The sequence below is a fragment of the Thermodesulfobacterium thermophilum DSM 1276 genome, assembly GCF_000421605.1.
Classification (GTDB): domain Bacteria; phylum Desulfobacterota; class Thermodesulfobacteria; order Thermodesulfobacteriales; family Thermodesulfobacteriaceae; genus Thermodesulfobacterium; species Thermodesulfobacterium thermophilum.
In genome coordinates this window covers 1-8,449 of sequence record NZ_ATXI01000032.1, presented here as the reverse complement: position 1 = coordinate 8,449, position 8,449 = coordinate 1, and the positions used below count along the sequence as shown (strand labels likewise).

6 protein-coding genes and 1 pseudogene are annotated in these 8,449 nt (G+C 45.6%); all 7 read right to left on the bottom strand.

Features of this window, described 5'->3' with window-relative positions:
* Positions 1 to 93 precede the first annotated feature (93 nt).
* Positions 94 to 1,164 (bottom strand): annotated as a pseudogene (locus tag H529_RS10860) (proton-conducting transporter transmembrane domain-containing protein); the annotation flags it as partial.
* Between the two features lie 154 nt (positions 1,165 to 1,318).
* A complete protein-coding gene (locus H529_RS12120) occupies positions 1,319 to 1,804 on the bottom strand; it encodes a 4Fe-4S dicluster domain-containing protein (protein ID WP_022856205.1) in 486 nt (161 codons plus the stop codon).
* The gene (gene cooS, locus H529_RS0109220) at positions 1,801 to 3,729 is read right to left on the bottom strand and encodes an anaerobic carbon-monoxide dehydrogenase catalytic subunit (RefSeq protein ID WP_022856204.1); all 1,929 of its coding nucleotides are present in this window, start codon (positions 3,727 to 3,729) and stop codon (positions 1,801 to 1,803) included. Before cooS ends, H529_RS12120 begins: the two co-directional genes overlap by 4 nt.
* 311 nt (positions 3,730 to 4,040) lie before the next feature.
* Positions 4,041 to 4,787, bottom strand: a complete 747-nt coding sequence (locus tag H529_RS0109215; RefSeq protein ID WP_022856203.1) for an ATP-binding protein — start codon at positions 4,785 to 4,787, stop codon at positions 4,041 to 4,043.
* Positions 4,788 to 4,934: 147 nt separating this feature from the next.
* Entirely contained in the window at positions 4,935 to 6,767 is a 1,833-nt protein-coding gene (locus tag H529_RS10855; RefSeq protein ID WP_022856202.1) for a sigma 54-interacting transcriptional regulator, read from the bottom strand.
* A 37-nt stretch (positions 6,768 to 6,804) separates the two neighbouring features.
* Positions 6,805 to 7,857 (bottom strand): chorismate synthase, encoded by a 1,053-nt coding sequence (locus tag H529_RS0109205; RefSeq protein ID WP_022856201.1) that lies wholly within the window; start codon positions 7,855 to 7,857, stop codon positions 6,805 to 6,807.
* A 38-nt stretch (positions 7,858 to 7,895) separates the two neighbouring features.
* Positions 7,896 to 8,449, bottom strand: a 554-nt coding sequence (locus H529_RS11030; protein WP_022856200.1) for a respiratory chain complex I subunit 1 family protein, incomplete at its 5' end; no start/stop codon positions are given.

Here is an 8,449-nt window from a genome sequence, read left to right as displayed (position 1 = left end):
CCACTTCCTTTAATTAAGTCTGCTTTATACGAATTGAGGCAAATGTTTGTAAAGAGATTTTATAAGGAGACACAATTCTCTTGACAAGTGTCCCCCAAGAAAAAGCAGCCCCTTGAAGACAGCATGATTTATCAAATGATAAAGACCCGCCAGAATACCTAATATGCCTACACTAACCTGCCCTGTGGCTATTCCCATCATTCCCGCACCGACTCCCATCAGGATAATTCCCACATTCTCTATGCTGGAATAGGCCAACAAGCGTTTAAGGTCATTTTCACTAACAGCATAAAGCACTCCAAAAACTGCTGAAATAGCCCCAAAGGCAAGGACCGTAAGGCCCCACCACCATGCAGAAGCCCCCAAAAAGTCCACCCCAACTCTTATAATGCCGTAAATAGCTGTCTTAATCATGACACCAGACATAAGAGCAGAAACATTAGAAGGAGCGGCAGGATGAGCCTGAGGCAGCCAGAAATGGAAGGGAACGATGCCTGCCTTAACCCCAAATCCCAAAAAAGCCAGTAGAAAAGCTAAATTCTTGATAACAGGCAAAAGATTTGCATTCCTAAAAGCGGCAAAATCAAAAGTACCGGTATAAACATAAAATAATATAAACGAAATCATTATCAAAACTGTACCAACATGGGCCATTACAAAATAGACAAATCCAGCTTTTATTGCCTCTCTGTTTTCCTGTTCAAAACAAACCAGGAAATAAGAAACCAGCGTCATCAGCTCCCAAAAAACTAAAAAATAGAAAGCGTTGTCAATAGTAACTACCAAAATCATTGAAACAATAAAGATATTATTTAAAAAACCCATTACGCCGGTGCCTTTCCCAATATACTCTTCCTGATAAGAAATAGAATAAATACCTGTGGCAATACTAAGTAGCGAAATAACCAATGTCATAAAAGCTGAAAGAGGATCAACATTAATTGTAAATCGCCCAAAAGGGATAAACTCCATGCCTTCCAATATAAAACCTTTTCCTTCAATAAGGACTGGAACAGCTGAAGCGACTCCAGTGCATCCTGCCAAGAAAGCAGTTGTTCCCGAAACATAATTTGCAATTTTGCCGTCCCTATTTAATCCCAAAGAGATAAGTGCTCCGACAACATATAAGAAAATAGATAACAAAAATAACTGTTGAACAGTCATCAAGTTTTACCTCCTGCCTTCAAAATATCCACATAATAACAGTAGTTCTTTAAACTTGTTTAATTTTTTATTTTCTAACTTTCTATTAGTTGGAAGACGATTTTGATAAAGGAAGGTAGAAAAGTAGTCTTTCTACCTTCCTTTATTAAGGATATTATTTTAATGAAGTAACACCTTCACGACGCCGGTCAGCTTCAAATTCTTCTACAGTCTTAAAAACCAAGGCACCAGTGGGGCATGCTCGAACGCAGGCTGGCACACCTTCCTCATCCAAGCACTCCCGATCGCACTTTATAGCTTTGCCATCGCCCCGGCTCACCGCCCCGAAGGGGCAGGCCAAGGCGCACATCCAGCAACCAATGCACTGGGGCAAATTAACCAGGTTGAGGCCATCCTCCCGCCTGTGCATGGCCCCCGTTGGGCAGACCGCCACGCACGGGGCGTCTTCACAATGCCGGCAGACGGCCGGCGCTTTCACTGGACCTACCTGGTCTACCCATAGGAGCTTCTGTGCCTTTTCGCCTCCCAAGATAGCCCCAAACAAGTCTCGGGCCGCGGTATGGCTTATGGCGCAGGCCAGCTCACAGGAATGGCAGCCTACACATCGATCATAACGGACGAAGATCTCTCTCCGTATCATCGCCGCCCACCTCCCGGAACGCTGAGCCCCAGAGCAGCCCTGCGCTCGTCAATGGCCGCCAGGAGCTTTTCGGCCGCGGACTCGGGGTCTAGGTCCACGATAAAGTAACCACCGGTCAACTCCTTGACTTTGTCTGTCAGCACTTTGGTAACCAGAGGGCCCCCCAGGACCGGCAGCATGACTCCCACGTGGGTTGGTAAGCCCAGAGCCACGGCATAGGTCCCGATGGAGACGGCTTTCTCCGCCACTGCCTCAGCAGCCGAAGCCACCACCGGCAGCTGATCCGTATCTACGCCCAGCCGGTCGGCCACTGCCACAGCCAGGGCCACCGCCCTCGAAGTGTCCACGCAGGAGCCCACATGCAGCACCGGTGGCAGCGGCCCACCCAACCCGTTGGCCTCACCTATAGCGGTCAGGACCGCCTTCAAACCTTCTCCGCAGAGCTCGCCCACGTTGGCCGGATCCATGAACCCATGGCGCATGAGCGCACCTGCTCCGCAGCCGGTAGCCAGGACCAGCACGTTCTCCTTAAGTAGCCTGCGAGCTATGGCGGTAAAATTCTGGTCCTGCGGAACCTTGACGTTGTTGCACCCGGCGAAGAGGCAGACTCCTCGTATATTGCCGGCGGCGATCTGGTCGATCAGGGGTTTCAAAGGATCCTCGGCATTTAGCTTAGAGAGGGCTTTCACGATGGCTTCCACGGAAAAGCCTGCAACCACTTTGGTCTTATATGGCGGTATGTCCACCGGCTTACCCCGGCGCCGGGTGAAAGTCTCGATGGCCAGGCGGAGGATCTCCCGGGCTTTCTCCCCGGCTTTCTCCTCTGAAAACTCGATATGGATGGCACCGGGGATTTTGGCGATCTCCATGGTAGTGATGAGCTTAGTGCCCATACATTCGGCCACCGTGGCCAGGGAGGGCATGATGCACTGGTAATCCACCACCATGGCATCCAGCGCACCGGTTACCAGGGCCATCTCCTGGCTCACCGAGTGAGTGCAAGCCGGAATGCCGTGCCGCATCAGTACCTCATTGCCTGTACAGCAGATGCCCACCACATTGATGCCAGAAGCGCCGGCCGCCTTGGCCTCGGCCTCCATCTCCTTGGCCACCGCAACGATCACTTCAGAAAGGACGGGGTTATGGCCGTGAACCGCCACGTTTACGGCATCGGCCTTCAACACCCCCATATTTGCCTCCGTCACCACCGGCTGGGGAGTGCCGAAGAGGATGTCAGCCATGTCTGTGCCCATATAGCAACCGGCCAGGTCTGCCACTCCACATCGCAACCCGCCCAGAAGCAGGTTAACGGGGTCCGCATCCACGCCGTAATGGGTACGGTGCATGATATCGGATACTTCGTAGTCTATACCCTTGGGGAGCAAACCTTTTTCCTCAAATAGTCTAGCCCGCTTCTTAGTCACAGTGGTGGCTGCCCACATTACCGGTGTGTCTTTCTCGTGGAAATCAGCCAGGGCCGCTTCCGCCACATCTAAAGCAATCTCGGCGATATTTCTCCCCTCGGTGGGGATGCCGAGTCGCGCAGCCACAGAGCGCAGCTTGGCTTTGTCTTTAATGGTGTAGTCCCGCGCCTTGCCCTTGGCCGCCAGCTTCAGGGTATGGGCCAGGTGTCTGGCATGGCCAGAATGGGACGCCGCCCCCGCTGCAATAGCGCGATCAAGGCCCCGGGCTACAATGACGTCCGCAGTAGCCCCGCATATGCCGAGCTTGGGTTCGCCTCCGAAGGGATCAATGCGGCAGGGGCCTTGCAGGCAGTGCCGGCAGCACAACCCGGTTTCACCAAAGCCGCACTGTGGGAGCATGGCCTGGTAGCGGTCCCAGACCGTCTCCACCTTCGCGCTCCTGGCCTTTTCTACCATCTCGCAAACCGCCGGATCCAAAGATACCTTACACTGTTTAGTCATAAACATCAACCTCCTTTAATAATAGGCGGCAACGCCGCAAGCTTTTAAGTATTAGTGCTTGTTTTAAGTTAAAAATTGCTTATGGCATAAAGCCCTACCTGTAGCATCCATTTTCTCGCTCTAGGCCCATTCAGCTTTACCCACCCCCAAACCGGAGGGTTTCTGCAGCAGCTATTCCTACTGCACTCGTGGCCGTCATTAAATATCATTTAGTTAAACCTCACCTCCTTGGTTTTTGCTCCCTTAATCAAGGCCACGGCTATCTCTGCGGAGAACTCCGGTTCTCCGGCATACGCTCGGGCAACATCTAGTTAGCTTAACAACCTAGTAGCCAGTTCGGTAATACCTGCTGCCGTAAAAGACTGCTCGCTGTTAAAACCGGCAGCCTGGTCTAAAATTTCCGTTTGGAAGGGAATCAGGCCAATAACATCACCTGGGGGCAGGTGGCTAAGAATAAACTCTTCATCCTTGGGTTGACGAAGTTTATTGCCCACAAATTTTATCTTGGAAATACCAAGTTCTGCGGCCAGTTTTTGAACGACTCGAGCAGTTTGGATACTCACCAGGGTGGGTTCTGTGACAATTAGCATAAGATCTACCCCTCGGGCAGTCCCTCTTGTAAGATGCTCAATTCCAGCACTCATATCCATAACTACAATTTCTTTGCGTTTTAAAATAATAGAATTTACAAGAGCATTAAGTACCGTGTTTTCCCGGCAATAACACTCAGAACCCCCCGGTTTGACGGCTCCCATTTTTAAAAAAAGAATATTGCCATTTCGAATAGTGTAATCTTCCAAAATACTGTCTACATCCGGATTTAAAGAAAAAAAAGCACCATTTCCCCCTGTCCTTTCAGCAATCAATTCCCGCATAGCTACAATGGGTTTAAGACTGCCAATCCTTTCCTCAGGAAGCCCTAGTACCATCCCCAAACTGGTATCAGGGTCTGCATCTACAGCATATACTTGGTAACCCTTTTGTGCAAAATATTTAATTAAACCTGCAGCTATAGTGGTTTTACCTACACCACCTTTCCCAGAAATAGCGATTTTCATTCAAATACCTCCAATCCTTATATGGTGCACCTGAAATCCATTTCTATCTGTTTAGCAAAAATCGTGCCAAAAAAAAAGACCGTTAAAATCAACCGGTCTTGTTGTCTATCATGTCAAGTTAAATTTACACGTCAAAAAAAATTAACACTATTTTTTAAGCAATCCATAGCGAACCATTTTAGCATAAAGAGCTTGCCGAGAGATACCTAATGCTTTAGCAGCACGTGTTTTTTTGCCACCAAAAGCTTCTAAAGTTCGAATAATAGCTTCTTTTTCTGCTTCCATTTGGACTTCACAAAGTGGCGAAATTTTCTTTATACTTTTATTTTGTCCAAAATAGTCTATCATTAAATGTTGAGGCTGAATTTCTTGGCCCTCAGCCAATATAGCAGCCCTCTCTAAAACATTTTCCAATTCCCTCACATTGCCGGGCCAAGAATAGCTTAAGAGATATTTCATAGCTGCAGGAGAAATCCGCAACTTTTCCCCACATTCCTCGTTTATTCTCTTTAAAATATCTTCCACCAAGAGCGGTATGTCTTCTGGCCTTTCTCGTAAAGGAGGAAGTAACAACTTAACTACGTTTAAGCGATAAAAAAGGTCTTCCCTAAAAAATCCTTCTTGCACCATTTTTTCCAAATTTCTACTAGTCGCTGCTATCACTCGCACATCTATTTTTCTTGCCTTAGTACTTCCCAATCTTTCTACCACTTTTTCTTGCAAGACAGTTAAAAGTTTTGCCTGCATGTTAAGAGGCATCTCTCCAATTTCATCTAAAAAAATAGTCCCTCCATCTCCCAATTCAAATTTACCAGGCTTTCCGCCCCTCTTAGCTCCAGTAAAAGCACCTTCTTCATAACCAAAAAGTTCAGATTCAAGAAGTTCATAAGGAATAGCAGCACAATTCACTCTTATAAAAGGACCATGGCGGCGAAAACTTTCCTGATGAATAGCCTGTGCTAACACTCCTTTTCCTGTACCACTCTCACCTACAATTAAGATGGTAGCATTAGTTTTAGCTGCTTTTTGGGCTAAAATTAAAACGTTTTTAAAACACCGATTTAAAGTGCGAATATGATTAAATTGAAAAGGTTTAGAGCAATCGTCTTCTCCAACTTTGTAGTTATATTCAATTCCTATTTCTGACTGTGTAATGGATTCTAAAAGATGATGTACCAGTTCTCTTTCAGCAGGCAAAAGCTGAAACAGCATGTATTCATTTTTAACACGGGCACTAAAAGGCATGCCTATCACAATAATAGTCTCACCTTTTTCGCTTTGCAAAGTCCATACTTGAGGTTTACTCGCAGTAAGTATTTCAGAATAATTAGTTAAAGGTATTATCTCTTCTAACAATCGACCTTGCACCCTTTGTCCACCAATGCCTAGCATATGAACACTAGTTTTATTTATTTCTACTACTTTCCCCTGGCTATCAACAATTATAAGGCCAAAAGGCATCATATGGAAGAGGGTTTCCACGTTGCTTAAAGATAATTCTTTCACGTCGTTCATATACCCTAAGAGGACCTTTTGATAGTTTTTATTTGCTTGAACAGATTGGACAGCAAGCGCTAAAAGTAATTTATTGCTTTCTTCTGAAAAAACGAAATTAAAACCCTCACTGGTAGAAGTAGGATAGATGGTAGCTTCCATCTCACAATACTTTTCTCCTGTCCCCCAACACTTAGTCTCTTTTACTTCCACTTTCTTTTTAAAAAGTTTGTTGAGAACCCCCGCTAACAAACCCGTTTCTAAATAGCATTGAGGCTCACCTATAGGAAGCAAGTGCGAACATGTTAAACACTCATGCCATTTGACTATTATCTTATCATTTTTTGCACTTTGCAGCTTAAGGTCTCCCATTCCAAGTTCGCCTATTTTAGCAGGTATTTCTTCTAGGGCATTTACAAGAAGTTGACTGCCAATAGAGTAACCTGCCTGATAATAAACTTCGTGCTTCGAGGTATTGATTAACATACCTCTTCCCCCTTTAATTGTACTTATTGTTAATCATTCAAAAACTTCTCACATATGCTAAATAAGTATCATAGTTTCTTTTTAGCTCCTCAACTGAATCACCGCCAAATTTTTTAAGGCATTCATCAGCAATCACCCATGCACAGACAGCCTCCAAAACACAAGCAGCAGCTTCAACAGCAGTGACATCCGACCTTTCATAAATAGCTTTTGTCTCTTCTTTTGTAGCTATATCCACAGAGTCAAGAGGCCGTAAAAGAGTGGGAATTGGCTTCATAGCAGCCCTTATCACTATAGGATTCCCGTTTGACATGCCTCCCTCAATGCCTCCGGCATTATTCGTCTTTCTATAAAAACCCTCGTTTTCCTTGTAATATATATCATCGTGCACCAGCGATCCGGGAAGTCTTGCCCCTTCAAATCCCAGTCCAAATTCAACACCTTTTATGCCTTGAACGCTCATCACATGATAAGCGAGTAACGCATCCAACTTTCTATCCCACTGAGCATGGCTTCCCAGCCCAACAGGCACCCCTTCAATCACAATCTCTATTATTCCTCCCAGAGTATCCCCTTCTTTTTTCGCTTTTTCAATAAGCCTTTTCCACTTTTCTTCTCTTTTTGCTCCTCCAATCTCCAAAACTCTGCTTTTTAAAGATATATTCAATTCTTTCAAGAGAAGCTTGGCAACACTTCCAACTGCCACCCTTGCCGCCGTCTCTCTGGCACTGGCTCTTTCCAAAATATTTCTTATATCCCTCTGGTTATACTTAATAGAACCGGGTAAATCTGCATGTCCTGGCCTGGGCCTTGTGACAGGAGGAACCTTTTTATCCTTCCAGTTTTTATAATCCCTATTTTTAATCTCCATTGCAAGAGGGGCACCAGTAGTCTTCCCATCCCTTACCCCACTTATTATATGTATTTCATCTTTTTCAATAGCCATCCTTCCTCCTCTGCCGTAGCCTTTTTGTCTTCTTTCCAGCTCTTTATTGATAAATTCTGCATCAATAAAAAGATTTGAAGGAAGCCCTTCAATAATGGCAATCAAAGCCTCCCCGTGTGATTCTCCAGCTGTAAGATATCTCATCTTATCCCCCTACCTTTTCTTCTTCCTCTATCTTTTCTTCATAGGATGCCACCACAAATTTCAATAAAAGCGGCAATAGAAAAAGCTGCCATCGCAAGCCAAACTGTGGGACTATAATATGATATTTCACCCGTTGCCACCTTTTGACTTATTACACCTATATCAGTCGAACCGGCAAGGAGCCCCATCACAAACAAAACCAGTATAATAGTTGGTTCCACCAGCGCTGCCAGTGTCATTTCACGGCTGGCACCTATCCCCGCAAATCCACTACCAGAATCTAGACCTGCAGCAGCGAAAAAAAACCGCCCCAAAGCAAACAAATAAACAATTGCAATTAAATCCCCCACCATCCTTAATGGCGATTGTAAAGTTAAAATTGGGGTCATCATTGCGATGAGCAAAATTGTCGCCATCATTACGTAAGGAGTCAAGCAAAAAATCCAGCTACTCTGTGCCGGCACTACTCGCTGTCTTTTTATTAATTTGAAAATATCGCGGTAATCCTGAAATATACTGGGACCTTTCCTCGAATGAATTTTCGCCCTTAAAACACGGGCAAAGCCCGAAAAAAATGGCGCTACTGCCATTA